Annotated in this window: 27 protein-coding genes; 17 read left to right on the top strand and 10 right to left on the bottom strand. The window is 65.3% G+C overall.

Annotated elements, in window-relative coordinates; translation table 11 throughout:
- The first annotated feature begins 363 nt into the window (after nt 1–363).
- On the top strand, nt 364–1212 hold the full coding sequence (locus V4U86_RS19345; RefSeq protein ID WP_395307551.1) for a hypothetical protein: 849 nt from the start codon (nt 364–366) through the stop codon (nt 1210–1212).
- A gap of 114 nt (nt 1213–1326) precedes the next feature.
- On the opposite strand, the gene V4U86_RS19340 is transcribed toward V4U86_RS19345, so the two are convergent.
- The gene (locus tag V4U86_RS19340; RefSeq protein ID WP_395307550.1) at nt 1327–1857 is read right to left on the bottom strand and encodes a hypothetical protein; all 531 of its coding nucleotides are present in this window, start codon (nt 1855–1857) and stop codon (nt 1327–1329) included.
- A 54-nt stretch (nt 1858–1911) separates the two neighbouring features.
- Nucleotides 1912–2883, bottom strand: a complete 972-nt coding sequence (locus V4U86_RS19335) for a DNA polymerase domain-containing protein (RefSeq protein ID WP_395307549.1) — start codon at nt 2881–2883, stop codon at nt 1912–1914.
- A 22-nt stretch (nt 2884–2905) separates the two neighbouring features.
- Here V4U86_RS19335 and V4U86_RS19330 point away from each other — a divergent pair, with 22 nt between their 5' ends.
- The 3 genes from V4U86_RS19330 to V4U86_RS19320 all read left to right on the top strand — a co-directional run bounded on the left by V4U86_RS19330 (nt 2906) and on the right by V4U86_RS19320 (nt 8146).
- Complete coding sequence (locus V4U86_RS19330) at nt 2906–3604, top strand: proteasome protein (RefSeq protein WP_395307548.1); 699 nt, start codon at nt 2906–2908, stop codon at nt 3602–3604.
- Nucleotides 3605–3705: 101 nt separating this feature from the next.
- Nucleotides 3706–6534, top strand: coding sequence for an RND family transporter (locus V4U86_RS19325; protein ID WP_395307547.1), 2829 nt, complete (start codon nt 3706–3708; stop codon nt 6532–6534).
- Between the two features lie 58 nt (nt 6535–6592).
- Nucleotides 6593–8146 carry an adenylate/guanylate cyclase domain-containing protein gene (locus tag V4U86_RS19320; protein ID WP_395307546.1) on the top strand — a complete coding sequence of 518 codons (1554 nt, stop codon included), beginning with the start codon at nt 6593–6595 and terminating at the stop codon, nt 8144–8146.
- Nucleotides 8147–8155: 9 nt separating this feature from the next.
- Here V4U86_RS19320 and V4U86_RS19315 read toward each other — a convergent pair whose 3' ends face one another.
- On the bottom strand, nt 8156–8614 hold the full coding sequence (locus V4U86_RS19315; RefSeq protein ID WP_395307545.1) for a cyclic nucleotide-binding domain-containing protein: 459 nt from the start codon (nt 8612–8614) through the stop codon (nt 8156–8158).
- 137 nt (nt 8615–8751) lie between these two features.
- Between V4U86_RS19315 and V4U86_RS19310 the strand changes: the two genes are divergently transcribed.
- Entirely contained in the window at nt 8752–9660 is a 909-nt protein-coding gene (locus V4U86_RS19310; RefSeq protein ID WP_395307544.1) for a metal-dependent hydrolase, read from the top strand.
- Nucleotides 9653–10771 carry a PDR/VanB family oxidoreductase gene (locus tag V4U86_RS19305; protein WP_395307543.1) on the top strand — a complete coding sequence of 373 codons (1119 nt, stop codon included), beginning with the start codon at nt 9653–9655 and terminating at the stop codon, nt 10769–10771. The genes V4U86_RS19310 and V4U86_RS19305 overlap by 8 nt, the downstream gene beginning before the upstream one ends.
- Here the strand turns inward: V4U86_RS19305 and V4U86_RS19300 are convergent.
- Together V4U86_RS19300 and V4U86_RS19295 are read right to left on the bottom strand one after the other, a co-directional pair.
- A complete protein-coding gene (locus V4U86_RS19300; protein ID WP_395307542.1) occupies nt 10768–11133 on the bottom strand; it encodes a nuclear transport factor 2 family protein in 366 nt (121 codons plus the stop codon). The genes V4U86_RS19305 and V4U86_RS19300 overlap by 4 nt on opposite strands.
- A 64-nt stretch (nt 11134–11197) precedes the next feature.
- Nucleotides 11198–11467: a hypothetical protein gene (locus V4U86_RS19295; RefSeq protein WP_395307541.1), complete on the bottom strand. Its 270-nt coding sequence runs from the start codon at nt 11465–11467 to the stop codon at nt 11198–11200.
- Nucleotides 11468–11658: 191 nt separating this feature from the next.
- On the opposite strand from V4U86_RS19295, the gene V4U86_RS19290 reads away from it, so the two are divergent.
- From V4U86_RS19290 to V4U86_RS19260, 7 genes are all read left to right on the top strand, one after another.
- Nucleotides 11659–12297 carry a TetR/AcrR family transcriptional regulator gene (locus V4U86_RS19290; protein ID WP_395307540.1) on the top strand — a complete coding sequence of 213 codons (639 nt, stop codon included), beginning with the start codon at nt 11659–11661 and terminating at the stop codon, nt 12295–12297.
- Nucleotides 12298–12614: 317 nt separating this feature from the next.
- The gene (locus V4U86_RS19285) at nt 12615–13709 is read left to right on the top strand and encodes a fatty acid desaturase family protein (protein ID WP_395312119.1); all 1095 of its coding nucleotides are present in this window, start codon (nt 12615–12617) and stop codon (nt 13707–13709) included.
- Nucleotides 13710–13820: 111 nt separating this feature from the next.
- Nucleotides 13821–14255, top strand: a complete 435-nt coding sequence (locus V4U86_RS19280; RefSeq protein WP_395307539.1) for a hypothetical protein — start codon at nt 13821–13823, stop codon at nt 14253–14255.
- A 56-nt stretch (nt 14256–14311) separates the two neighbouring features.
- Nucleotides 14312–14629, top strand: coding sequence for a hypothetical protein (locus V4U86_RS19275; RefSeq protein WP_395307538.1), 318 nt, complete (start codon nt 14312–14314; stop codon nt 14627–14629).
- Nucleotides 14630–14823: 194 nt separating this feature from the next.
- Nucleotides 14824–15822 carry a hypothetical protein gene (locus tag V4U86_RS19270; RefSeq protein ID WP_395307537.1) on the top strand — a complete coding sequence of 333 codons (999 nt, stop codon included), beginning with the start codon at nt 14824–14826 and terminating at the stop codon, nt 15820–15822.
- A gap of 12 nt (nt 15823–15834) precedes the next feature.
- A complete protein-coding gene (locus V4U86_RS19265; RefSeq protein ID WP_395307536.1) occupies nt 15835–16779 on the top strand; it encodes a DUF732 domain-containing protein in 945 nt (314 codons plus the stop codon).
- Nucleotides 16780–16966: 187 nt separating this feature from the next.
- A complete protein-coding gene (locus V4U86_RS19260) occupies nt 16967–18001 on the top strand; it encodes a hypothetical protein (protein ID WP_395307535.1) in 1035 nt (344 codons plus the stop codon).
- Between the two features lie 37 nt (nt 18002–18038).
- Here V4U86_RS19260 and V4U86_RS19255 read toward each other — a convergent pair whose 3' ends face one another.
- The 3 genes from V4U86_RS19255 to V4U86_RS19245 form a co-directional block, all read right to left on the bottom strand.
- Nucleotides 18039–18665, bottom strand: a complete 627-nt coding sequence (locus tag V4U86_RS19255; protein ID WP_395307534.1) for a hypothetical protein — start codon at nt 18663–18665, stop codon at nt 18039–18041.
- A gap of 131 nt (nt 18666–18796) precedes the next feature.
- A complete protein-coding gene (locus tag V4U86_RS19250) occupies nt 18797–19183 on the bottom strand; it encodes a hypothetical protein (protein ID WP_395307533.1) in 387 nt (128 codons plus the stop codon).
- A 389-nt stretch (nt 19184–19572) separates the two neighbouring features.
- Entirely contained in the window at nt 19573–20220 is a 648-nt protein-coding gene (locus V4U86_RS19245) for a hypothetical protein (protein ID WP_395307532.1), read from the bottom strand.
- 386 nt (nt 20221–20606) lie between these two features.
- Here V4U86_RS19245 and V4U86_RS19240 point away from each other — a divergent pair, with 386 nt between their 5' ends.
- From V4U86_RS19240 to V4U86_RS19225, 4 genes are all read left to right on the top strand, one after another.
- Entirely contained in the window at nt 20607–21599 is a 993-nt protein-coding gene (locus V4U86_RS19240; protein WP_395307531.1) for a metallophosphoesterase, read from the top strand.
- 249 nt (nt 21600–21848) lie between these two features.
- Nucleotides 21849–22133, top strand: coding sequence for a type VII secretion target (locus V4U86_RS19235; protein WP_395312118.1), 285 nt, complete (start codon nt 21849–21851; stop codon nt 22131–22133).
- Between the two features lie 3 nt (nt 22134–22136).
- A complete protein-coding gene (locus V4U86_RS19230; protein WP_395307530.1) occupies nt 22137–23507 on the top strand; it encodes a hypothetical protein in 1371 nt (456 codons plus the stop codon).
- Entirely contained in the window at nt 23495–24277 is a 783-nt protein-coding gene (locus V4U86_RS19225) for a hypothetical protein (protein WP_395307529.1), read from the top strand. Before V4U86_RS19230 ends, V4U86_RS19225 begins: the two co-directional genes overlap by 13 nt.
- Before the next feature lie 263 nt (nt 24278–24540).
- Here V4U86_RS19225 and V4U86_RS19220 read toward each other — a convergent pair whose 3' ends face one another.
- Entirely contained in the window at nt 24541–24846 is a 306-nt protein-coding gene (locus tag V4U86_RS19220; RefSeq protein ID WP_395312117.1) for a hypothetical protein, read from the bottom strand.
- A 35-nt stretch (nt 24847–24881) separates the two neighbouring features.
- On the bottom strand, nt 24882–25580 hold the full coding sequence (locus tag V4U86_RS19215) for an SIR2 family protein (RefSeq protein WP_395307528.1): 699 nt from the start codon (nt 25578–25580) through the stop codon (nt 24882–24884).
- Nucleotides 25581–25649: the final 69 nt, after the last annotated feature.

Here is a 25649-nt window from a genome sequence, read left to right as displayed (position 1 = left end):
GATTGGGTCCGCTCAAACCAGTCCGGGTTCGTGGTCAATGTCCACCGAAGTCGGAGCGGCACCGCCAAACTTCACAACGCTGCGTGCCACACGATTGTCAGAAGGCCACCTCTTACTGACCCATATATAAAGATCTGCGCCCGAGCCTCGGTAGATCTGGAGCGGTGGGTCGTGGAAGAACCTCTTGACATCGGTCTCTCACCCTGTGGAACGTGTCAGCCGCCTAGTCTTGGCGTTCGCAACAACCGTGGATTACAGAGCAATTCACAGTCGCTGGTCACGATCGGTGGAGTTCGATCGGGTCCAGGAGTATCTGACGCCTGGGAGATAGAAGGCCCGCGAGATGGACAGCGCAGGATTCGGTTGTGGAGCGATCGCTACATCCCATTTCAGAATCTGACCGAATCCATGCTGGTTGCCCGCAGGACGCTTCACTCATCGTTGCGCTCGCTGGATGCGACGGACGATCAAATCCTTCACGCCAGCTATGCCGGCTATAAGCCCGACAACATGGATGTCGAGAATCTGTTGCTCTACAACATCGACCAAACCATAGGCGGCTGTTTCAAGCCAAGTACGCGGCATGGCGTGCGCTTCGAGCTAGCCAGCTCTTTGCGAGGGACCGCCCCATCGGGACGACGGTATCCGTGTTCGTATAAGTACGAGCTGACGAGTCGGGACGGCTGGTTCGACCATTGGCAGCCCACTCGTGGCTTGGCTAGCTTCAGTGACGTCGACCTCGGCGGGTTCCCATCCGCCAAACGCCTGGAACAGGTCTGGCTTGCGATTCACGGCGCGGAAGCCGAGCGTGCCGAAAAACCGATCGCCGGCGCGGAACGGTATGCCGTACTTCTCACGATCGGCCAACCGTCATCAAAAATGACGTGCGCCCATCCCGGACTTGTAAAAGGCCTGATAGACGGAACCGTCGCCGCATTCCAGAGCCATCCGTCCAACAGTCCCCTCGACGAGGTTGCTGACCGCCTAGCCCGCATAACCGGTCGACCGGCGAACCGACTGATGCAACTCTTGCAAGACGACAGCCTCGCTGTCTTGGGTACGCAACCACTCATTCACTTGTTCGGTCGTGCTGGCGTGCAATGGAGTCCGGCCGATCACCTACTTACGGCCGGCCAAGTGCTTTGCCGGCCAGTGTCGGGGACCAATTGGACTCTCTCAGGAGAAATCCACGCCGTCGAGCCGGTGCCCTAGATCGTGTAACCAAGTCTCGTCATCACGAGCACACCTGGCCTGCAACTGCTGTCGAACGTCGGCTTGTGGTCGAACTCTTCTCCGGAAATCGACCACAAGCCCACATTCGGCGCCTCAGCCGTTGTCCTCGGCCGGAGCCTCGGGGGTCACGGTCTCGGTTTCGGTCTGCGTCTCGGTGACCGTGCTGACGCTGGTGCTGACCGACGGCGTCGTCTCGGTGGTCGTCGTGGTCGTGGTCGACGGTGTCGTGGTGGTGGTCGTCGTCGGCTCGGTCGTCGTGGTGGTCTCCGGGGGAGCGGTCACCGTCTCGGTGGGCACCGGCGCCGGGGCCACCGCGCTGGTGGTCGCCGTCTCCGAGGTCGTGGTGGTGGTCGTCGTGGTGCTGGTCGAGGGCGACGAGTCGCCGCTGAGCGCGGCGATGATGCCGTAGATCGCGGCCGCCAGCACCAGCGCCGCAATCGCCCCGATCGCCACCAGACCGGCGGGTTTGCGGTACCAGGGCTGCGGCGGCTCCGGCGGTTCGCCGCCGCCGTAGGGGTCGCCCGCGGGATACGGCTGGGTGTAGTCGCTGTAGTTCGCCGCGTACTGGGTGGGGTCGTCGTCGGAGTAGTAGCCCGGTTCTTCGGGAGGTCCGTTTCTCGCCATAGTGCTTCGACGGTACGACGTCGCGGCGCCGATGTGCGGTAACCCGGCGGGGCTTCAGCTTTTTTCGGGGCGTGACTTTTCGCGCTGCGCCTTGGCACGCCGTTTGCCCTCGTGCATGGCGGCCACCCGGGCGACCGGGATGGTGTGACCCTGGGCGATCAGATCGGCCGGCAGCCGCTGCGGCGCGGGCATCGACTCGGCCCACGGGTCACGCTCACCGAGGCGGTCCAGCGCGGTGTGCACGGTGAAGTCGGACGGGTGCACCTCGCGCAGTTCCTCCCAGGCCAGCGGGAACGACACCGGGGTGCCAGGCCGCAACCGCGGGCTGTAAACAGCAGCCACCGTCGCCCCACCGGAGCGGGTGGCGTCGACGAACACCTTGCCGGCCCGGTCCTCGACGATGAAAGCCGTTGTCGCGATGGCCGGGTCGAGCGCCTCGGCGCGGGCGGCCAGCGCCCGGGTCGCCGCGGCCACGTCGTCCCCGGGTGCGCTGTCGTCGATCGGGACGAAGATGTGCAGCCCGCGCGAACCGCTGGTCTTCACCGCCCCGGCCAGCCCGCAGTCCGACAACGCCTGGTGCACCATTTGCGCGACGGCGACCACCGCGCCGAAATCATCGGCGTCGGGCGGGTCGAGGTCCAGGATCAGGTGGGTGGGCCGGTAGATGTTGTCGGCCAAACCCAGCGCCGGGTGGTACTCGACGGCGCGCTGATTGGCCAGCCACAGCAGGGTGCGCCGGTCGTTGCACAGCGCGTAGCGGATCTCGCGGTGCGAGGCCTCGGCCCAGATCGGCACCGTCTGCACCCAGTCCGGGGTGTACTTGGGCACGTTCTTCTGCATGAACGGTGCCCGCCCGCGCAGCACCCGCAGCACCGTCAGCGGGCGGCCGGCCAGGCCGGGCAGGATCCGGTCGGCGACGGCGTCCAGGTAATCCACCAGATCGCGCTTGGAGGCCCCGGCCTCGGGCGTGAGCGGCTGATCCAGGTTCGTCAGGTCGACACCGGAGCGATGCTCGTCCGCGGGCATGAGACCACCATAGGATCGGGCCATGACCGTTGTCCTCGCGCTGCGGTGCGCGAATGGGATCGTGTTGGGCTCGGACTCCCAGATCACCGATCCCGGCCGAGGGCTGACCTATCCGGCGCAGAAGCTGCACCCGCTCGGCGGTGCCGCCGCCTGGGGCGGCAGCGGGTCACGGGCGGTGCTCTACGACGTCGAGAAGATCTTCACCGAAGAGGCCGACGCGATCATCGAGGCCAAGGACGTCGGGCACGCCATCCAGGCCCGGGTCCGGCCCGTCCTGGAATACCACTACGAGAACTTCATCCCCAGCGTGCCGGGGCAGGAGAAGGCCGGCACCCCGGCCACCTACATCCTGGCCGCGGGTTACGTGGGGGACCAGCCGTTCATCATCGATCTCGACCCGAACGCGCTGCTCGGGCACCACGAGGAGACGGGTTTCCAGGCGGTCGGCAGCGGGGCGCCGATGGCCCAGCAGGCCCACGCCCTGCTCACGCATTTCCAGATGCCCGAACGCGATGTCGACTACGGCCTGGTGGCGGCGCTGCGGGTGCTCGACGCGCTGGACGCCTCGTCGTCGAGCGTCGGCGGGCCGATGGATCTGTGCCGGATCACCCCCGAGGACGGTGCTCAGCACCTGACCCCCAAACAGGTCGATGGGGTGCGCAAGGACGTGGCCCGGTGGGTGAAGCTGGAGCAGAGCGCGCTCGACGGCCTCTTCGCCTGAGCCTGTGAGGTTACTGTCAATCCGGCAGACCCATTGCTGATGGTTAAACGGGCTACGTAAGTTACGCCGGATAACGACTCTGTCATCCGAATGGGCCCCACATGACCGTCACCGCCGGCCGATCCAAGATCGGGCAGTTCATCCGGGTGTTCGCCGTACCCATCGTGCTCGGCTGGTTGGTGCTCACCGTGGCCACCAATGTGCTCGTGCCGTCCCTGGAGAAGGTCGGCGAGGAGCACACCGTCGGGATGAGCGCCCAGAACGCTCCCTCGATGATCGCGATGAAGCGCATCGGCGCCAACTTCGCCGAGTTCGACTCGGACTCCAACGCCATGGTGGTGCTGGAGAGTGATCAGCCCCTGGGCGCGGAAGCCCATCACTACTACGACGGGCTGATCGACAAGTTCGAGGCCGACCCCGCGCACATCCAGCACGTCGCCGACTTCTGGGGTGACACCCTGACGGCCGCGGGTGCGCAGAGCGCCGACGGAAAGTCGGCCTATGTCCAGCTGTATCTGCACGGCAACCAGGGCGAGACGCTGGCCAACGAGTCGGTACAGGCCGTCCGCGACATCGTCGCGTCCACGCCGCCGCCGGCCGGTCTGCAGGTGTTCGTCACCGGTGGGGCGCCGCTGATCTCCGATCAGCACCACGCCGGGGACAAGAGCATCGCCCGGGTCACCCTGATCACCCTCGGCGTCATCCTGGCGATGCTGCTGATCGTGTACCGCTCGATCGGCACCACGATCCTGATTCTGTTGATGGTCTTCGTCGAACTCGGCGCCGCCCGCGGCGTGGTGGCGTTTCTGGCCAACGCGGGGATCATCGGGCTCTCCACGTTCGCGGTGAACCTGTTGACGCTGATGATCATCGCGGCCGGCACCGATTACGCCATCTTCGCGGTCGGCCGCTACCAGGAGGCGCGCGGTGCCGGCGAGGACCGGGAACGCGCGTACTACAGCATGTTCGGCGGCACCGCCCACGTGGTGTTGGGTTCGGGGTTGACGATTGCCGGCGCCATGTTGTGCCTGTCGGTCACCCGGCTGCCGTACTTCCAGACGATGGGTGTGCCGTGCGCGATCGGCACCCTGGTGGCGGTGCTGGCAGCGCTGACACTGGGCCCGGCGGTCATCACGATCGGCAGCCGGTTCGGCCGCTTCGAACCCAAACGGGCCATCCGCTCGCAGGGTTGGCGACGCATCGGGGTGACCGTGGTGCGCTGGCCTGGCCCGGTGTTGGTGGCCAGCCTCGCGCTGGCCGTCGTCGGACTGATCACGCTGCCCGGTTACATGACCAACTACGACTCCCGGCGCTATCTGCCGGAGGACTTGTCGGCCAACGTCGGATACGCCGCCGCAGAACGGCATTTCAGCGCGGCCCGGATGAACCCCGAACTGCTGATGGTGGAAAGCGACCGCGATCTGCGTAACCCGGCCGACTTCCTGGTGATCAACAAGATCGCCAAGGCCATCCTCGCGGTGCCCGGGGTGGCGCGGGTGCAGACCATCACCCGACCCAACGGAAAACCGATCGAGCACACCACGATTCCGTTCATGCTCAGCCAGCAGGGCGCCACCCAGACGATGAACGAGAAGTACCGCCAGGACCAGTTCGCCGACATGCTGCGCCAGGCCGACGATATGCAGACCAACATCGAGACCATGGAGTCGATGTCCTCGATCACCGAGCAGATGGCGGCCACCACCCACCAGATGGTGCTCAAGACCAACGATATGACCCTCGACATCGTCGAATTGCGGGACCACATCGCCGATTTCGACGACTTCCTGCGGCCGATCCGCAACTATTTCTACTGGGAACCACACTGTTATGACATCCCGGTCTGCTGGACCATGCGGTCGATCTTCGACACCCTCGACGGCATCGACACGATGACCACCGATGTGCAGAAGCTGGTACCGGATCTGCAGCACCTGGACACGCTGATGCCGCAGATGGTCGCACTGATGCCGGAGAACATTCGCGTCATGCGCAACATGCGCGAGTCGATGCTGACCATGTATCAGACCCAGAAGGGCATGCAGGACCAGGGCTCGGCGATGCAGGAGAACTCGACGGCCATGGGGGAGGCCTTCGACGACTCCCGCAACGACGACTCGTTCTACCTGCCGCCGGAGGCGTTCGAGAACGAGGACTTCAAGCGGGGTATGGAGAACTTCATCTCCCCGGACGGAAAGTCGGTGCGGTTCATCATCAGTCACGAGGGGGACCCGGCCACTCCGGACGGCATCGCGCACGTCGACCCGATCCGCACGGCGGCCAAGGAGGCCATCAAGGGCACCCCGCTGGAGGGATCGAAGATCTTCCTGGCCGGCACCGCCGCGACCTACAAGGACATGCACGACGGCGCCCAGTGGGATCTGATCATCGCCGGGATCGCCGCCGCCTCACTGATTTTCGTCATCATGCTGCTCATCACCCGCAGCCTCGTCGCGGCCGCGGTGATCGTCGGCACCGTGCTGCTCTCGCTGGGTGCCTCGTTCGGCATGTCGGTGTTGCTGTGGCAGCACCTGCTCGGGCTGGAGCTGCACTGGATGGTGCTGCCGATGTCGGTGATCCTGCTGCTGGCGGTCGGCTCGGACTACAACCTGCTGCTGGTGTCGCGGTTCAAGGAGGAACTGCCCGGCGGCCTGAAAACCGGCATCATCCGGGCCATGGCCGGCACCGGTTCGGTGGTCACCTCGGCCGGTCTGGTGTTCGCATTCACCATGGCGTCGTTCGCGTTCAGTGATCTGAAGGTGATGGCCCAGGTGGGCACCACCATCGCGCTGGGCCTGCTGTTCGACACCCTGGTGGTGCGGTCGTTCATGACGCCGGCGATCGCCGCGCTGCTGGGCAAATGGTTCTGGTGGCCGCAGATCGTGCGGACCGAGGCGTCTCGGCGGCGGTTGGCGGCGCTGGCCCGGTAGCGGACGGCATCTGCCGAAACCGGCGATTTGGCGGGCAGGACAATTATGCTCGGAGTTTGTGCCTGAAACCTCGTACGCTCCGTGCGGCGAGCTGAGCCTGGCCTACCAGCTGTTCGGTGACGGGCCGATCGACCTTGTCTTCGTCGGGCCGATGGTCAGCCATGTCGAGCTGTTCTGGACCCTGCCCGAGTTCAAGGCCTTCTTCGACCAACTGGCCACCTTCTGCCGGATCGCCCTGTTCGACAAGGCCGGTGTCGGATTGTCGGATCCGGTACCGCAGGTGCGCACCCTCGATGACCGGGTCACCGAGATCGAGGCCGTGCTGGACGCCGCCGGCTTCGGGCGGGCAGTGATCTTCGGGATGAGCGAGGGCGGAGCGCAGTCGGTCTACTTCGCGGCGAAGCGGCCCCAGCGGACACGGGCGTTGATCGCCTACGGTGCCTTCGCCTACCTGTCCGGCGGCGGGTGGGACGAGGTGCTCGGTGATCCGGCCGTGTTGCGGGCGCGGGTGTGCGACGAACTGGGTGAGCAGTACGCACCGTCACTCGAGCAGGTGGCCGATCTGCAGGAGTTCGCCCGGGCCGCCCGGACGACCTGGGGCAGCGGCGAGGCCGCCAAGGCGTTGTTCCCCTCGGTGCGCTCACAACGTCAGCTCGCCATGTTCGAGCGGATGTCGGCCAGCCCCGGAATGGCGCGCGCCACAATCGAATCGAACCTCTACATCGACATCCGGTCGGTGCTGCCGACGCTGGCGGTGCCGACGATGATCATGCACGCGCGTGGGGACGCGATGCCGGTGCAGTGCGGCCGGTTTCTGGCCGACCACATTCCCGGCGCGCGGTACCTCGAGGTCGGTGGGGTGGACCATGCGCCGTGGTTCACCGAACCCGCCACCATCCTGACCGGGATCGAGGAGTTCCTGACCGGTGGGCACGCCGTGCCGTCGCAGTCGCACCGTGCCCTGCGCACCGTGCTGTTCACCGACATCGTCTCCTCGACCCAACACGCTGCCTCCGCCGGCGATGAACGGTGGCGGGCGGTGATGATGCGGTTCGGGGAGATCAACGCCGATCTGGTGCGGCGGTTCGGCGGCGCGGTGGTCAAGAGCACCGGCGACGGTCATCTGGCCACCTTCGACGGGCCCACCCAGGCCATCCGCTGCGCCGAGGCGCTGCACACCGACGCCGAGACGCTGGGCTTCGAGATCCGGGCGGGCATCCACACCGGGGAGTGCGAGCTGCTCGACGACGACATCGCCGGGATCGCGGTGCACATCGCCGCGCGGATCCTCGGGCAGGCCGGGGCCGGCGAGATCCTGGTCTCGCGCACCGTCCGCGACCTGGTGGTCGGCTCGGGCACGAGCTTTCAGGACCGCGGCATCGTCACGTTGCGTGGGGTGCCCGGCAGTTGGCAGCTGCTTGCGGTCGACCGGCACGGGGATCAGGCGGGATCGGCGGAGGCCCGGCTGGCTTCGACACCGACGCCGGGTCCGCGGGCCGCGATGCACCGGACCGACCGGGCCGTGGGGGTGGTGGCCCGGCGCACCCCGTGGGTGTTGCGTGGGGTGGCGCGGCTGTCCCCGGCGACGGGGCGGCCCCCGAGATCGGCGTAGTCGCTGCGGTCAGTGGGCGGCCGCGGCACGGACGTGTTTGGCGACCGTCGCGTCCATGGTTTCGCGCAGCGCCGGGATCTCGACGAGCAGCCGGTCGAGATCGTCGCGGGCAATGTGCAGCACCTCGGCCTTGCCGGTGGTCGTCACCGTCGCATTGCGCAGGATCCCGCGGCGCAGCGCGGATTCGCCGATCACCTCGCCCGGCCCGACCACGGCCACCCGGTCGCGGCCGATGTACACCGCGACCTCCCCGCTGAGCAGGATGTAGCAGGAGTGCGAGGGGGTCTGCTCCAGGATCAGCGGCCACGGCCCGGAGGTGGAGGTGCGGTGCGCGGCGCGGACGAGTCGGCGCAGGTCGGCGTCGGAGAACTTGGCAAAGCTCGCGAATTCCCGCAGCCGGGCGGCGTCGACCTCGAGTTCCTGCTCGCGGGCCAGATCCGCAGCTCGGGTGTTCCTGTGCTTGTTCATGTCGGATCCCTTCCTCTGTGTGCACATCGAGGGTGGCTGACGGTCGGGGAGCCGGACCGAGTAGCCCGCTACCTGTTCTGTGCTGCCGGTTCGCTGAAGTCGGTTTGAGCAACACCGTTGCGGGGCATTGTGGGCGGATGACCGAGCCACCGGCCGGCGCCCCGGCCGCGGACGATTTCGCCCCGGAAGAGATCGCCCTGCGCCCCCGCAATGTCCAATTCGACTGGTCAAACGTCCCGCTGCAGTGGATCCCGGGCGATCCCTATGCCTCGCACGGGGTGACCGCGCTGAATTTGTTCCTGCCGGTCGCCGAACGATGGTTCAGCAAATTGCTCTCGGATTCTTTGGAATTCGTGCGCGATGAACATCTGCGCGAGGAGATCGTCGGATTCATCGGCCAGGAGGCGGTGCACGCCCGCACCCACGACCAGGTGTTGGCGCAGTACCTGCGCAGGCACGGGATCGACCCGGATCCGTTCACGACCCAACTGGAATGGGTGGTCGGCCAGTACGACCAACGTGTTGCGCGGGCGAGTGCGGATGACCGCCGCAAAGTCATCGCCTCCGGGACGCACGCGCTCAGCGCGGCCGAGCACTACACCGGGGTGCTGGGGCACTGGGCGCTCAACAACCGCTGGGACGAACTCGGCGCGGACCCGACGCTGACCGACCTGTACCGCTGGCACGGCGCCGAGGAGGTCGAGCACCGGCACGTCTCTTTCAACGTGGCGAAGTACTTCGGGATGGACTACTTCGCGCAGGCCGCGGCCGGGATGATGGTCACCGTGGTGTTCTTCGCGTTGATGCTGCGGGGCACCAAGTATCTGGTCAACCATGATCCGGCGCTTCCGAGAACGGGGTATCTGCGGCTGCTGTGGAAACTGCGACGCTCCGGGAAGACCGGCGGGTTGCCGTCGATGGCGTACTACGTCCGGTCCGGGCTGACGCTGCTGCGCCGCGATTACGATCCGGCCGACGAGGGCAGCACCGCGCAGGCGGTCGCCTACCTGGCCAGTTCGCCGGCGGCGCGCGCCAGCCATGGGTGAGCGGTGGTCGCGGCTGGTCCGGCCGTATGTCGGTGAGCCCCCGCCGGGGTTGTACGGACGGTCCTCTGATGCGCTCTTCCGTGCGGTCGGGACGGTGGTGCCGCATTTTCTGTCGGTGGTGATGCGCCTGGGTGGGGACGCGGAGCTGCCCGACCTGCCGCGGGTGCGCAACCGTCGGGAGATGGTGGTCGAGGAACGCCGGGTGGTGGCCCGCGATCCCGACGTCGTGGCGCTCACCCTGGTCGCCGCCGACGGTGCGGAACTGCGGCGCTGGCATCCCGGCGCGCACATCGACGTGCACCTACCGTCGGGCCGGACCCGGCAGTACTCGCTGTGCGGTGACCCGGACCGCCTCGATCAGTACCGGATCGCGGTGCGCCAGATCCCGGGCCACGGCGGGGCCTCGATCGAGGTGCACGACTTGACGGTGGGGCAGCGGGTGCAGGTCAGCGATCCGCGCAACGCGTTCATGATGCCGCTGCCCGGGTCCGGGTCGCGCTCGGAGCGGCTGCGGTTCATCGCCGGCGGTATCGGGATCACGCCGATCCTGCCGATGGTGCGGCTGGCGGACCGGGTGGGGATGGACTGGTCGCTGCGCTACACCGGCCGGCACCGCGACAGCTTGCCGTTCCTGGAGGAGCTGGAGGGCTTCGGTGACCGGGTGCGGGTGCTGACGGACGATGTGTCCGGATTGCCCACCGTGGCAGATCTTCTCGACGATGTGACGCCGTGGACGGCGGTGTATGCGTGCGGGCCCCCGCCGATGATGGACCTGGTGCGGGGCGGGGCCCCGCAGCGCTGCGAACTGCACATCGAACGGTTCTCCCCGGTGCCGGTGGTGGACGGGCGCCCGTTCGAGATGGTGTTGTCCTCCTCGGGTGACGTTGTCGCGGTCGGGGCCGGGCAGAGTGCGTTGGCGGCGCTGCGCGAGGCGCGTCCGGACGTGAGTTTCTCATGCCAGCAAGGGTTTTGCGGGACGTGCGTGCAGCGGGTGGTGTCCGGGAAGGTGGACCACCGCGACCACACGCTGACCGGTGAGCAGCGCGACCTCGGGCAGATGCTGGTGTGCGTGTCGCGGTCGGCGAACGGTCCGTTGGTGCTCGACCTCTAGCCGCTCTCGGTGAGGATGGTCCAGAGCCGGGTGATGCGGTCGCCGGCGATCAGTGCGACGTCGAAACCCGATGCGACAGCGATGTTGTCGGGGGTGTGCACCTCCCATGCGAGGAACCCGAGATCGCCGGTCTGGCGGACCGGGCCGGCCTTGACGAAGTGCAGGCCCTGCAGCGCGCCGTTCTGCAGGGCGGCGGCCTTGGTGTCGAGTGCTTCGTGACCGACGCTGACGCCGTCCTCGTCGGTCCACTCCACGTCGGAGGCGTAGGTCTTCGCGATGGCCGCGGCGCGGCGGCCCGGGTCGCGTTCGTCGAACACGGCCAGCAGGTTGGCTTCCATCAGGCGGGTGATGACGTCGCTCATGGGATTTGAGTATGCGGGACCGCGGGGTGGTGTGCTCGGTGTTGTGCAGGTCTCGCCAGGTCTATCACGTCGCGCACTGACAGGTCCCGGCGCTGCGCGCGGCCAGGAGCAACAGCAGCCGGTGCCGGGCCTCGGGATCCTCTGGGGCGTCGTAGACCTCGTCGCAGGCCCGCCTGATAAGGCGATGCCAGTCCAGCGGTTGCTCTACCTCGGCGCGGTTGTTCGTAGCCGCGGTCAGCAGCCGCTGCAAGCGGTCACATGCGGCTCCGTCGTCTGGGTCTCTGTGCACGGCATCGCATGCGGCCTGGATCTGTTGGCGCAGCATCGATTCCATGTATTCACCCCAAACGGCCATCAGTACCCCCTCACCGGTAGGCCAGGCGGTCTCGGACAGGGCCGCTCGAAGATAGTCCAGAGCTCGTCACTCCGACGAGCCAAACCATACACGCATATTGCAATACATCGCGCGCATATTGCAACTTTGAACACTTGTATGGGAATGGGTATTCGAATAGAGTCGCCGTGGTGACAGACACGGTGTTCCTCCGTCCGGCGACTCCCGTCGAGCCGACCAGTCGAGAGCGCATCGTTGACGCCGCAATCAAATCTTTTGCCCGGCAAGGCGTTTCCAACACGCCGTTGCGCGCGGTGGCCGAGGCTGCCGGGGTGAGCGTCGGGCTGGTGCAGCATTACTTCGGCAACAAGGCCGGCCTGACCGCCGCGGTCGACGAGTATGTGCTGCAGGTCTTCGGTGAAGTGCTCGAATCCGAGCCGCTCCCGGAGCCGCCGGCGGACCACTCGGTGGAGCTGCGCGGGCGGTTCGCCCGGCTCTTCCACACCTATCCCGAGGTCACCGATTACGTCGCCCATGCATTGAGTGAGGGTGACGAGATCGGAGCCGTCATCTTCGACGGGCTGTTGCGGATCAGCACCGAGCAGGGTGAGAAGTACGCCGAGCACGGGCTGGTCCGCGCCGACCTCGATCTGCTGTGGGGGACGATCAACCCGCTGATCCTGCGGGTCGGGGCCGCCATGCTCCGCAGCCACATCGAACGGCACATCCCCGGACCGTTCTACTCCGCCGACGAGCTGCAGCGGTGGGACTCCGCGGTCACCTCGCTCATCCGGCGAGGGCAGTTCACCGCGGAAGCCGCCGACACCTAGCGGTGGGGCCCGCCCGCGCTCGAGGGGTGCGTCGGGTGGGCCTGACCGGGTCGGTCGGCGGTGTAGCTGAGAACACACTCAGCGGAGCAGACAAGGCGCGCCGGCGCGGGAGTTGAGGTTCGGCGGGGTGTTCACGCTGGTCCTCGCCGAGGCTGTCGGTGGGGCCGTCGCACGCAGCAACGTCCTCGGCGCCGCCGGGTTGGGCGGCGCGCGGTCCTCGATTACCGATCGGTAGCCCGAGGCCATAAGCTGCGACCCGAATGTTCGCGGTGGCCCGGTTCGCCGCTCTCAACCGGACCCACCCGAGGAACACCCTGATGGCGATCGCCGATGTCCCCAGCTACCTGCATCTGACCGACGCGGACGTCGAAGAGATCGCCTATGAGCTGGACGTGATCCGCCGCGACATCGAGGACTCGCTCGGGGCCAAGGACGCGGCCTACATCCGGCGGGTGATCCATTTCCAGCGGGCCCTCGACGTCGCCGCGCGCCTGACGATCGCCTGCAGCAAGTCGCGCACCGGTTGGCTGGTGGGCACCTTGTCGCTGGCGTATGCGAAGTCCATCGAGAACATGGAACTCGGGCACAACATCTCCCACGGCCAATGGGACTGGATGAACGATCCGGAGATCCACTCCAACACCTGGGAGTGGGACATGGTCGGGGATTCGGCGCAGTGGCGCTACTCCCACAACTACCGGCATCACGTGTACAGCAACGTGCTCGGCATGGACGAGGACATCGGCTACCGGCTGCATCGGGTGACCACCGATCAGAAGTGGCGCCCGGTGCACCTGGCGACTCCGCTGCGAAACCTGGTGCTAGCGGCCATGTTCGAGTGGGGCATCGCGCTGCACGGCCTGCACTCGGAGAAGCTGCGCGGCGAGCCGGCCGTGTTGGCGGGGGAGAAGCGCAAGTTCCGCGCCAAGATCGGCCGGCAGCTGGCCAAGGATTACCTGTTCGTGCCGGCGCTGAGCCTGCGCCGGTGGCGGCGGACATTCGCGGCCAACTTCACGGCGAACGTGATCCGCAACCTGTGGGTGTACGTCAACATCATCTGCGGGCACATCCCCGACGGCGCCGAGACGTTCGACCCGGCGGTGGTCAAGGACGAGACCAAGGGCGAGTGGTACCTGCGCCAGATGCTCGGCACCGCGAACTTCAACGCGAGCCGGCCGCTGGCGATCTCGGGTGGGCACCTGTGCTACCAGATCGAGCACCACCTGTTCCCGGACCTGCCGAGCAACCGGCTGCCCGAGGTGAGCGTGCGGGTGCGGGAGCTGTGCGAGAAGTACGACCTGCCGTACAACACGGCTTCGCTTGGCCGCCAGTACTTCCGGACGCAACGGACCATTCATGGGTTGGCGTTCCCGGACTGGGTGGTGCGGTTGGCGCGGCGGGGCCGCGGGTAGAGCTTGGCGCTGCGGGTGCGGAAAGTGACTATGTCGCCGCCCACCCCGCAGCGACAGTCGAGCGACACGCGACGACCGGTTCGACAGCATCGATGCAGCCGGTGGCGGACCATGGGGGTGCCGTGGACGGAAGCGCGCCAGATTCAAGCCGCCGGTGACTCCGAACGCGCGTGGGCGTTTGACCACGCACAGCAGCTGGCCACCGACCGATACGCCCACGGCGCAGTGCTGGTGCAGTTGTCGCTCGCCGAGGACGATTTCGATGCGGCGTGGGAGGCTGCCGACCGTTACGGACCTGGCTGGGCGTGGCAGGAGTTGGCCCAGCGGGGCGCCGCGTCACGGCCCGTTGCCGCCGCCGACCTGTACCGTCCGCAGCTCGAAACCGACCTGAGGTATCCCAATTCCAAGGTGTATCCCGACATCGCGGCGACGCTGGCGAGGATGGCCGAGCTCTACGAGCAAGGCGGCGGGAGTGCGGATTTCGCGTCGTTCATGGCACAGGTCCGGCAGGCGCTGATGAAGGCCCTTGATGCCCAGAAGCTCTAAGCGCTTGTCGGTACCGGATGCGATGCTGTGCGGCTACTTCGAACAAGGAGATTGTCATGAAGAAGGTCGTACTGGCGGCGGTGCTGGTGGGTTCGGCGATCGCGGTGAGCCCGCCGGCCTCCGCGGAGCCGTCGTGGACGATGCCGAATCTGATCGGGATGGATCTACAGGGTGCCCAGGACGCAATTCAGTCCGTCAGTAGGGGTGCGGTTTGGTTCAGCAGCTCCACTGATTTGTCCGGGCAGGGGCGGGCGCAGATCAGTGACCGCAACTGGCAGGTGTGCAGCTCGACGCCGGCACCGGGTGCTTCGTTCGCCGCGGACACGGCCATCGACTTCGGGGTGGTGCGGATCGATTCGGAAGAGTGTCCGTGAGCGACGTCTTCGGACGATCCTGCGCGCATTTTGCGAGGTCAGGGTACTTTAGCTGCATGTCGTGATCGGGGGTGCGGGCGATGAGCAACGCGTGGAGCCAGACGGGTGGGCAGTCCGGAGGTGTGTTGTGCCCGCAGGGGCATGCGAACTCGCCGAGCTACCGGTTCTGCAGTGTGTGTGGGTCGCCGATCGGTGTGGTGCCGTTCCCGTCGGACGAGGACTCGGCGGGTTCCGAGCCGCCGACCAAACGGCGACTCGGGTTGATCCTCGGGAGTGTTGCCGCGGTTGTTGTGGTGGCCGCGGGCGCGACCACCGCGGTGCTGCTCTATCGGTCGTCGAGTGAAAACTCTGCCGAGGACTCCGCGGCCGGAGGGTTCGGAACCGGCACGCCCGCGGCGGTGGCCGCGCAGCCCGCCTGTACTGCACCTCCGATTCTGGAAACGGAGTCGTTCGACCTCAGGGACGAGGGCCTCGTGGTCGGGGCTGCGTTGTTCTCTGGTTGCCCGGGTGGCGACGTTGAGGCGGGAGAGGCGGTCCGGGTGACGGTCGCCGACGGGGAACGCGATATCGCGGCCGGGGAGTTCGACTTCTCCGCGTCCCCGGTTGAGATGAAGGCGGGTGTGCCGGAGCATCGCACGCTGGTGTTCCCGAAGGGCATGTACTGGCGGACACCCGACATGGTCAGCGGCAAGCCGACGCTCGTCGCGCATCGAGGCGAAACGCGTACGGCGACGCCGGTCGCGTCGACGTCTACTACCGACGAACTGGTGGCGGTCGGGCCTGCGGAGCCGGAACACGGCAGCGTGGACGGGGTCGCCAAGGCGGTGCTCAACGAGCTGCGGGATGCCGACTACCCAGTGGTGCTCGACGGCGGAGCCAATCGTTGGGTGCCGCAGGTCAGTTCGAAGCGCGCCGGGTTGGTTGCCGATGGCCGAACGCTCAGCAATGCCGACGTGCTGCGTGACCACCTCGATTTCCGGCAGCGATTCGATCAGGCTCGACTCGTGTACTCGGGCCAGTGGTCGACGTTCAACGACAGCGACTGGTGGGTGACGGTGGTCGGTCCGTCCTGGGTCTATCCCGAGGGTGCGAACGGATGGTGTGATCGCCAGGGCTTCGGCGTGGACGACTGCTTCGCGAAGTTCCTCAGCAACCTGTTCGGGCCGGAACGTACGACTGTGTACAGGAAGTGAGTAGGCGCAACCATGGGATTCTGTGTGTTCTGCGGTGCGGCACTGACCGACTACTCGCATTGTGGCTCGTGTGGAGCGGTGAAGGTCGGCGACACCTGGCATGAGTCGGCGGCGCCGGTGGTCGGCGCTACCGGGGATAGCGGCTGGCGTCCCGATCCGACAGGACGCCATGAGGGCCGGTACTTCGTGAGTGGCCAGGCGACGGATCTGGCGCGCGATGGCGACGTCGAAGTGCTCGATCCGGTGGGCAAGGTGCAGATGGAAGGTGCCGTTGCTCAGTCAGGTTCGTCGAGCCCGAAGGCCAAGCGACGTCACCGCAGGAGGAAGTGGGCGGCGGTGTCGGCGGCCGTGCTCGTTGTGGCTGTCGTCGGTGCGGGCATCGGGACGTACCTGTACGTCAATCGCGAGCAGGTCGATCCTGAAGTGGAGTACCTGAAGGCGCTGCAGCAGTCCGGATATGCGGGCGAGTTCAACTCCGACGCCAATGCGGTGGCGCGTGGTAGGCAGGTATGCCGGCAGTTGAGCGAGGGCGCCCCGCAGGAAGGTATGCCCGCCGACGAGGTTGCGGTGCAGTACTTCTGCCCGGAGTTCGCTGAGGGGTTTCACGTCCTGGAGACCGCGACGATCACCGGAACGTTCACCCTCAACGACGACTCACCGAGCGCGTACTCCCCGTCGATCGAGGTCGACGGATCCAGTTGTGAAGGGGCAGGCGGGTACAGCGATGTGAATCCGGGGACACCGGTGACCGTCAAGAACGGCAAGGGGGAGATCCTCACCACGACGTACCTGGAAGAGGGCAGGGGCGGTCGGTACATGTGCACGTTCGGGATCACGTTCGAGGTCACCGAGGGGCAGGACCGCTATGTGGTCAACGTGGGGCGTCGCGGTGAACTCAGCTTCTCGTTCGCCGAGCTGAAGGCGAACGGGGTGTCGTTGGTGTTGGGTGGAAGTTGAACGCTTGCGCCGGGTCGCTGTGGATAACTTTGCGCGGGCGCGCGCTGTGCGGCGGTAGTTGTCGGACCCCGGACATAGCTTCCGGCTCATGAACGAAGGACGGAAGCGGCGTAAGGCCAAGCAGGCCCGCCGAGACGCGCGACGGCGGGCTACGCGCCCGGTCACGGAACCCAGCAGGGTTGATTTCGTGAGACAAGCCCTTGATGCAGATCATCCACTCGACATGCTGCTCTTGGTGGGGCTGATGATCGAAGTGTTGCTGCCACACGAATTCTCGTACGCGGAGAGGTTAAATCGGGAGCGCCTCGATCCCGATCCACGCATCGATGACGCCGCCGCTGTGCCGGGGCCCGAGTACACCGCCGTGCTCACGTTGGTCGCCGAGATGGCGGTCGTTGATGAGCACGTCCGACAGCGGTGCCGAGACGCGGTCGCGGAGCGCACTGATGTGCTGCCGCGATGGATCTCCGATCTACCGAAATTGACGGTCGGTCGTGCTGTCCGATTGAGGGATACGTTCGGTGATCTGGATCAGGTCCTGTTCGAGGTGCGGTTGGCTGACGGCCGTCAGATCACGTGCGGTGTGATGATCGACCATCTGGAGTTCTCGACCGTCAAGGATGTCGGGGTCTGGGACAGGCCGCTCGATGCAGTACTTGTTCTCATCGACTCCATGGAACTTGCATTCCACCCCATGGAGATCACGACAGCTGATGCGCGCGCCTGGATCGAGCAGGCATGGGGCAGGGGGCTTGCTCGGCGCCTCGGAGACGAGCGTGCTGGTTTCCTGGCGGTGCTGAAGTGGTTGACGGACCGTCTTCCGGAGGGTGGGCAGCCGCACCAGCGCGGCGGCTCGGATCAGAGCGCAGCGGAGGTCGTGGCGGCTTTCTTCGCCTCTCCCGAGGGAAAACGATTCGACCGTGCCGAGTTCGGTGACGTGTTGGAGGATCTGATCGGTATGGGTAGCGGAGATGCGCTGCGCTGGAGCGGATTCCGGATCATCTACGCGATCGGGGACTTGCCTGACGGCAGGGCCGAACCGTTGGAGACGTTGTTGCGTCTCCCTGCCCTGCTGCGTGCCTATGTCCCGTTTGCACACGAACGCAGCGGGATTGGAGCTGAGCTGACAGCTCAAACCCTGGCAATGATCGATGAGGTGCAGCAAAGTGTGGAGGACCGGTTTCGCAGCGGGTTGCAGCAGTATTGGGACACCGCGGGGTAGGAGCACCAAGCGTAATCTTTTCCCGCGACCGCTTCAGTCAGTTCGACCGGAACCCGGTCGGCCCCGCGTGGCGGCCGTACTGTTCGCGATCAGCCAGGCGTCGCGGGCTGAGGAGATAAGCGCCGAGGTAGGCGATCAAGAAGATGCCCAGTGTGAAGGCCGATGCGAGAAAGAACTGAACGCGCTGGCCTGATGCGATTCCGACTCCGAGGAGTGCGTCACGGTGTCCGAAGGAAGACCCGGAAACGACGATCCCGAGGGTGGCAGCGATGGCGAACCACGGGCTGCCCTCACCGACGAAGTACGCGATGATCCCGATCGCCAAGACGGTCATCGCAGCCAGGAGGCGCCACCATGATCTACTCGCGGTGACCCCGGCGCCGTAGGGCTGCGGTGACCTACTGTAGAAGGAGATCCTGCGTCCTTTGATGCTCAGGAACGGCGTGTAGGTCGACGCAATGAACGCGGCAACGATGCCGGCAAAGACCAGTGCACCGACCGCTGATTTCCAGCCCTGCGGCTGCGCGACGAAATATGCCGAGACAGCGGTTACCGCGGAACCCGTCCAGTAGACGATTCGACCCGCGCGGACGTTCTTGCGGGGTGCGAGAGCCATCGCGGCCAGTCCTGCAACCGCTGAGACGAAAGCAATGTTGTCGATCATTTTCCGGTGATCCAGTCGTAGACGAATTGCGTTCCGTGTCGGTGGTCGGTGGTCGGTGGTCGGAGGTCGGTCGGTGGTCGGGGTTTGGGCTTGACGCGCTGCAACTTGCTGGCGGTGGGCCACACTTCTGATCAGCGGTAGGGCAGGTGGTAGAGGAGCACGTAGGTCGTCGCTTCCTCTGATTTGGGAACCAGGATGGTGACCTGACGGCCGCTGCTGTGCTTTTCGCACGATTGGTAGTTGGCCGGGTCTACCGTTACCTTCGCGCTTTCGAGCATGTCCTTGATTGGGTAGCCGGTCAGAACCGGAGGCACATTACGGAGGCTCGCACCGACGCTTCCGCATGTCTGGGCAATCACTTCGTCGCGCGGGGCGACGAAGCTGATCACCGTGGACGCCCGAAAGTCTTGCAGCGGTGGGTGGGCCACGTGCAGCTCTTGGAGGTCACCGGGAAGGCGGACATCCAGGTGGCCCTTGAAGTAGTCGAGGGCTGAGCGAGCGTCGTCGGCTAGACTCATGACCGCTGACGGGCTGGTGCTTGTTGAGGTCTGCGAGGTGGGAGCGGTGGGTCGCTCCGAACAGCCGACGGCGAGGCCTGCGACACATACCAAGGCTGCCACGGCCGCTGTTCCACCGGACACTCTCGGCGGCCGCCATTTGGCGCGCGGCCATGGTGGAGAGATCGATTGATCGGGTATCAGTAACCGCAAGGTTTTCCTCAACCCGGAACCCACCGGTCTCTTGCCCAAGATCAGCATCCGGATGCGGTAGCTGTGCGAGAAGTACGACCTGCCCGACAACACGGCTTCCCTTGGCCGGCAGTACTTCCGACGCGCAACGGATGATTCATGGGGTTGGCGTTCCCGGACCGAGTGGTGAGGGGTAGGCGCGGAGGGCGCGGGGCACGTCAGGCGGCCTTTTTGCCGTACTCGAAGTAGGCCATCTCAACGGCGTCGGCCCTGACATTGTTCGCAGCGGCGATCCGATTCGCGTGGTCGATCCAGCGCTCATATGTTTGGGCGCTCCAAGGACCGGTGCGCCCGATGTCCCACCCGTCGATCTTGTTTAAGGCGACGGCGACAAACTGATCGAGAATCAGCGCCCGTCCCGGGGCGCCGTTGACCGAATCTGCGGCGTAGAGAAACTTGGTATAGAACGAAGGACCGAGGTGCTTCAAATTACCTGGGTAGCCGCGCATTACAGCTTGGTAGGCATCAATAGTTTCGCCGCGTTGAAGGCTGTCCTTTGCGAGACGCAAGGACTCATCAATACGGGCAGTGTCGTTGTCGCGAAACGTCCGTGCGCGGCGGCCGACGAGGAAGGCTGAACTCCCGGTGCCCCATACGTATCCTGCGAGCAGTGCCTGAGGAAGGCCGATTTCAGGTGCTGCAAGCAGATCGGCGCGGGTGATGTGGTGGTACCCGCGTTCGGAGGCCGGTAGCTGAGTCAGGAAGTCGCCCCACCCAATCGGTACACGCGACGTCCACCAGATCGGCCGAAACCTAAAGCCATGGTCGAGGACAGTGGCTTCGTCCGGGAAGTCTAAGGTCTGCATTTGCAGGACTGTACGACCTAGAGCCGACAACAATTGTGTGCGCGGCCGCGATGTCATCCGAACGACCGACATTTACGGTGGTCGCGGGGCCGGAAAGCGACTATGTCGCGGTCCGCCTCGGAGCGACAACTGAAGCTACCGACCTCGATGTCGGGCGATCTCGATGAACGAGACGGCGGTCAAGCATCTTTAGCGTGGTTCAACCATCGCTGACGACTTGTCGGTGTCAGATGCCCCGTGATGCGTCGGCCTGGTCCGGGATGTCGGTGGCTCGCGATATCCTGAAGTCAGTTTCCAGACTGGCCCGCCGGGTTCTCCGGTGTGTGGCGATATCGGCATTCATCGATGAAGCGCTGCCTCTGCGGAGGCAGCTGAAGGGAGCACCGATGGCGAGGTTCGACGAGCCCGGCTACGACGTGATCGGCGATGTGCACGGCTGCGCCGACGAGCTCGAAGCTCTGCTGGGGCACATGGGTTACGAGGTGTGCGGTGGGGCGTACCGGCATCCGCGTCGTAAGGCGATCTTCGTCGGTGACCTGATCGACCGCGGGCCAGGCCAGCTCCGAGTGTTGCAGACCGTCAAAGCGATGGTCGATGCCGGCAGTGCGCGAATGGTGTTGGGCAATCACGAGTTCAACGCGATGGCGTACGCCACCGAATGGCCGGGCGGGTCGGGAAAGTTCCTGCGCGCCAACGGAGATCCCGACGATCCGTGGTCGGCCAAGAACGAGCACCAGCACGCGGAGTTCCTGCGGCAGGTGACCGGGGCTGCGCGTGCGGAGTACCTGGCCTGGTTCTGGACCCAGCCGCTGTGGCTGGACCTCGGAGACATCCGGGTCGTGCATGCCTGCTGGCACGAGGAATCGCTCGCCGTGCTGCAGAGCGCGCTCGGTGGTGCGTGCCTAACGGGTATCGCGGATCTGGTGCGGGCCTCGACCGAACGGGACCCGGTGTACGAAGCGGTGGAAACGTTGCTCAAGGGGCCGGAGATCAGCCTGGTCGATCATGGGCAGCAGCCCTATCTCGACAAGGATGGCCACTCCCGGGACAACGCCCGGATGCGGTGGTGGAACGACGCCGACACCACCCTGGCCGGCGTGGCCGAGATGAGCAGCACTTTCACCACCGCCGATGGTGCGACCTATCCGCCGCTGCCGGCCATCGAGGTGACCGGTGTGCACCGGTCCTACGTGTACGACGCGACAGTGCCGGTGTTCTACGGCCACTACTGGCGCCACGGCGAGCCGGAGCATCTGCACGACTGGACGGACTACACCGCCTGCGTGGACTTCAGCGCGGTCAAGGGCGGGGCGCTGACGGCGTACCGGTGGTCGGGGGAGAGCCGGATCGATCCCGAACATTACGTCCGGGTCGAGTAGGCGCTACCCCGCAGTCGGTCGTCGCACACCCAAGCCCGCTCGTGCACGGCTTGAAAGTCGCGGATGACGCGGCGAAGGTCGCCGGTCAGCTTGGTTGCCCGTCGTGATGTGGCCCGGGCGCGGACTGTTTGTTCGTCATCTTCCCCAACCCGCCTTGCAGGGTCCTGTTCCCGTGGAAACTGGTGCAACCCTGCTCGATCGTTGTAGGAGACAATGGACATCGACATATGCATTCGGGGAAGGTGGATGATGCTGGTCGATCCTGCGGTCCTGAGAACCTTGGCCAGTCAGACCGATACCGCGAGTTCGACGATTTCGTCTGCAGACGTCGGTACCAAGACAACATCGGCGGCAGATGGCCTTCCAGGTTCCACTACACAGTGGGCCGCAGGAACCGTCGGTGAACACTTTTCGCAGATGGCCACCAAGCTGGCCGATAACGTCACCAAGATGGGACAGGCCGTCCGCGGCGCAGGGGATGCTTTCGAGGTGACAGATGACGCACTCGCCGGCGACTTCGACGGATTGTTCTGACCAATGCTGCCTGCCCGCTCCACGTTGTTGGGTTGGAATCCGGACTCATTGAGCACGTCGGCAGCTGCGATCAAGTCGGCTGCAGAATCTGTTTCGGGTGCAGTGACTGGAATCAATCATGCGTGCCAGGAGCTGCCTGCGACGAAGTCCTGGGAGGGTCGGTCCCATGACGCGGCCGCGGTGATGTTCACTCGTGCAGAGCGCGATGCCCTTAAATTTTCTGGGTACGCCGACGCGGTCGCGGTGGCGCTCAGCGGTGGCGCGGAGTCGATCGGTAGTGCACGTCGAACGCTGCTGGCGAAGGCTGATGAGGTCGATGCCGGACCGCTGAATGTGACTGATCAGTGGGTGGTACTCGTCGATCCGGCATTCATGTCAGAGGAGGAGATGGCGAAGCTGCAAGCGCTGGCGCTAGAGGAACAGGGGACTATCAACCGCATGCTCGTCGCCGTCGGCGACGCTGACGATGCGACGGCAAACGCGGTGGTGGCGGCGGGTCACCAGTTCGGGTACATCGAGCCGGGGCCGGCGACTGATCTCGGTGGCTTGCTGCTGCCGGCGGCGCAGCGTCCTGCTGATCAGGTGCCTGATCCGACGACGCCGATGGGTGTGGTGGGCCAGGAGGCGATCCGATCTGCCGATGAGCAGCTCAAGGTCCGGGAGGTGATCGAATCGACCAACAAATACGGCGAGGAGACACTGACGGTCATCAAGCAGGATGGCAGCAAAGCCGTTACCACGCGGATGGACCCTTTCGACTGGCCGAGCAAACAGAACTTCTACCAGGTCCAGGAGTTCGACAAGAACGGAGAGCTGGTGGCGACGACGAGCTCCTGGCACAGCGCGGATTCCGGCACCGACTACACGTCGATCACCTATGCAAATCAATCGAACCTCTCGATGTCCAGGGATGCCTCCGGGCACAGGAGTGCCACCTTCACCCCGCCGGCGGGGCAACCGAGTGCCGTGCCTGTCGCATTGATCGATGACATCTCGACGAGTACCACGGCTGGAATGTCAGGCCTGGAGAAGCACATCGCGCACGGTAACTCGCTGCCGATGGTTGCTGCGGAATCAGTCGAGAACATCGGTAAGACGATGAAGTACGGTGGTCCCGCGCTCACTGCGGCAACCACAGTGTTCGACTATGTGATGGCGGAATCGGACAAAGACCGGTGTATCGCACTGGTCGCGGGTGCGGCCGGTGGTGGCGGTGGTTGGGCTTTGGCAGAAGGCGGTGCTGCGTTGGGTCTCGCGACGGGTCCGTTCGCGCCAGCTGCTGTCCCGGTGTTCGCCGTTGTAGGTGGCCTTGCTGGAGGTTTCGGGGGCATAGAAATGGGCGAATTTGTCGGGGAGGCGTTGTGCCCGAACTGAATCTCCCCGAACCAACGAACTGGGCCGAAGCCGGCAAGTACGCGTTGTGGGCGGGACTCGTCGTGTCTGTGGGGATGGCCTACTTCGTCGTCCGAGGGATCCTTGCCGGGCTGCGGGGCAACTATCTGACGACAGTTTTGATTTTCGGGTTCATCACGTTTCCGGTCCTGATGACGGCTGCGCTTCTGCTGGCGGCAGCCGGCAGGACGCAGGCGCGGACCTCCAGCAACGCAAGCGGATTCACTGTGTGGCCGGATAAGCGATTTACCATGCTGTATTTGATCGGACTCGTGGTGATCGTCCCTTCGGCACTGCTTCTCGCGGTCTTCATACCGCGCGGGGCGATCGACATTCCCATGACTCGAGGGCTCCAAATCTTCTCGCCCCCACTGTTCCTGGCTGCCGCCGTGGTCGCGGGCATCGGACTGATCAGCTGGGTGCGGCGCGGAGGAGTCGGATACATCAGGCTCAGTCCGGCAATGGTTGAGATCGCCGATGTGATCAAGACCAGGGCGGTGGAATGGGACGACATTGTCGACATCAAGGATCAATCGGAGACCAAGGACGGCAAGAAGGCCGGCAGATCGGTCGTGCTGTGCCTACGCGATGGCAGCGAGATGGGCATCGGCGGCCTCAATTTGTACGTACCCCGCGGTGTGGCCCTGTACTGGTTGGTTCGGCACTACTGGCGACATCCGGAAGATCGGGTGGAGTTGGTGGATTCACGGGTAGATGAGCGGTTCCGCGACGGACGATTCGATCTCACGTAGTACTGGGATCGGTTGTGTATCGGGTTGTCAGGTCGTCAAAATCAGTTGATGGTGCAGTGACGCATCGTAGCTTGTCGGCGATGCGGACAAGTTTCGGTGACCGTTCGCGGCGACGGGACCGGACTGCTTACGAACCTCGGTGACCACCGAGGTCGTTCAACAGTGTTTCGACGCGCTTCCATCCGCTGCTCTGCCGGGCGGGATCGTCTGCGTCGAGGTTGACCAGAGGCATCAGCAGATCGCGTAGACGAGAGGTCGCCTCGTCATCGACGAAAAGGTCGTCGTAATTCGGATCGAGAAGGTGTGCGTGTGAACGTGCGTCTGCGCGTGCAGCCGACCACGCGACCCGGTCGAGAGATTTCGAGGAGGCGGGCCGCAGCGCGAGTATCTGGGGGATCCAGCATCGTGATGGTCGTGAGGCCAGGTTGCGGCCTGACCGCATCCGGGTGCAGCGCGAGCACGGTGGCGAAGTCATCGGCTTCACTGTTTTTCGCGTGCGCGCGGATGTGGCGTACCCGGCTGGCTGCGGCGGTGAAGTCGTCGTCAGCGAGACTGTATCCAACAAACATAAGATGACTTGTCGAAAGCAAGGTTTCGACAATGGCTAGGACCGCTCGGTCCTCGGACTCCAGGCGCGCGAGTCGTCGGTGGTCAGCACGATGCTCTCGGGGCGACGAGCGTCGCCGTGCATCTTGAGCAGCCACGGCTTGGACTGGGTGACCAGTTCGCGCGACATGGTGCGGAAGCCATTAATAGTGAATGTGCCCGCCAGCGCCGTCTCGTAGGCAAGGTCATAGTTGGTGGTGACGTTCTGGCGGACTCGAAGGCCGGCCAGCAAGAGGTGCGCCGGCGATACGTCCGAGATCGCCGTCCGCGCGGCAACCTTGGCATGAAGCTGGTCAACGCCGATCTTCTCGCTGATACGCTGCGCGATTTCGGGGGCGTCGGCCGGGGAGTAGTCCACCAACGGTTCGCCGTTGAGTTCGGTCAGCAGGCCGTGCCAATCTGGGAGACCGAGCGGCAGGCTCACCCCGGACCCGAGGAACAAGGACAGTTCCCGGTTGGCGGCCCGCTGGCCGAGGGAGTCGGCGGTAGCCAGGTGCGCGGGGATGAATTCGTCCCAGTCGGTGTCGGCCCTCAGGTTCTGGACGGCCGCGTGGTCGCGTTCGTAATACAGCACCAGTGCCACATCGACGTCGGTGTCGCGAGCCACCTTCTGCAAGGCGGGCAGCAGCGTCCTGATTAGGGCTCCGCGCCGGTGCCGAAATCCGCCGGCGCCCGTTCCCACGATCGGCAGGGCCACCAACGGCTTGATTCGCCCGATCGATGTATCGAGATCGCGCGCGAAGTCGGTTATCGCGTCAACTACTCC

The sequence above is a fragment of the Mycobacterium sp. AMU20-3851 genome (assembly GCF_043974665.1).
In the GTDB taxonomy this organism is placed as follows: Bacteria; Actinomycetota; Actinomycetes; order Mycobacteriales; family Mycobacteriaceae; genus Mycobacterium.
Note: the sequence above shows the minus strand (reverse complement) of the source record. Positions and strands in the feature narration are given on the sequence as shown.